General features: G+C 46.6%; 1 protein-coding gene. It reads right to left on the reverse strand.

Annotation, left to right across the window (positions count from 1 at the left end; all coding sequences use genetic code 11):
• A partial coding sequence (locus tag R7070_RS25200; RefSeq protein ID WP_318141393.1) for a methyl-accepting chemotaxis protein occupies nucleotides 1–1,424 on the reverse strand: 1,424 nt, incomplete at both ends.

The following is a 1,424-nucleotide window of genomic DNA, read 5'->3' on the forward strand; positions in this document are numbered from 1 at the left end:
AAGGCGCGTTTCTAGCTGATTGATGGTCGAAATGTTGCTACTCATGACATTTCGGCCTTCTTCGGATGCAGACTCAACACGTTGAACCATTTCCAAAGAGCCTTGAGCGCTTTGCGCTACTTCTTGAACCGAGTGAGACATCTCGGTCATAGCCGTTGCCACGTTGGCGGTCTGCTCACGTTGTGCATTCAGCTTAGATTGCGCTTGAGAAGACGTTCGTTCGTTGGTTGTCGCGGTCGAGGCTAAGTTTTCTGATGCTTCATTTAGCTTCACTAGAATGTCGTGCAAGCTGTCCGCTAACGTGTTGATATGGCCACTAACGCGGCTGAACTCGTTGTTAAAGCGAATATCAATACGTTGCGTCATATCGCCTTTAGTCAGGCTCTCTAGCGCATTGAGAATACGTGTTAATGGCTCACGCACACTTTGCGCGATGTGATAGCCGATAGCCGCCGCAAACAAAACCACAACTACACCAATCACAATCGCTTTCGTCACGCCAGCAGAGTAAATGTCACCGGCATCATCAAGAGATTCGTTTAGTTTGTCTGTTGCTGTCGTTGTGAATTGCTCAAGGATAGCCATCGTAGAATCGACTTTGTTAGCTAAGTTCGCAATGTTGTCGTACAGAGCTGCTCGAGCGTTGAGGTAGTTGTTGTGTTGGTCTAGCACACCGCCACGCATACCTACGTCACGGGTAAATTGTTCTACGGATTCGCCAAAAGCTTTTTCTAACTCAGGAAGCTGAGTGACCAACCCACGGAATGCGTAGTTCAAGTGCGTTACTGCTTTACGGTTTTTCGTTACCGCTTGCGTAACAAACTCAGGATTGGAGCTAGCCAGCGCATCAGAGGTGATCACTTCGGCATCTTTGAGTTTGATGAAGTAGCTTTTCGCCATAACCTTCACTGAAATACTCGATTGGTCTGCAACGTATTCTTTCAGGCCAACAGAAAGTTCAGTGTTGAGTTTTTGAAAGCGGCGCGATGACTTCTGCACTTCTTCTTGTGCTGAAAACATTGCTTCATAGTTGTCCATCGCTTCGAGTGCTTCGGTAAAGTAGCTTTGCTCTAGCGTCTTCAGTTGAGAAAAAGGTTCGGCAAGAGAAGGGTAGATCTGGCTTGCTGATTCGAGCTGCGCCAAAGTGGATTCAAAACGTTGTTGAGATCTCGCAAACTCCTGACGCATTTCTTCCATGCGCTGTTTATTCTCAGTGGTCAGAAAATCTTTAAAAGACTTGTCGGCAGAAAGCAGTTCCACACTGGTTTGGTTAGATAACGATACAAGGGGCAACGATGATTTAGAGACGGTTTCAAATTTACCGTGAATATCGTGCATTCCCCCCATCATAATGGCAATTGTGACAGCAAACAGGATGATGATCAGCGCAAAGCCCGCATACATCCTTTTAATAACTGAACCTC

The sequence above is a fragment of the Vibrio sp. 1557 genome (assembly GCF_033340175.1).
GTDB classification, from domain to species: Bacteria; Pseudomonadota; Gammaproteobacteria; order Enterobacterales; family Vibrionaceae; genus Vibrio; species Vibrio alginolyticus.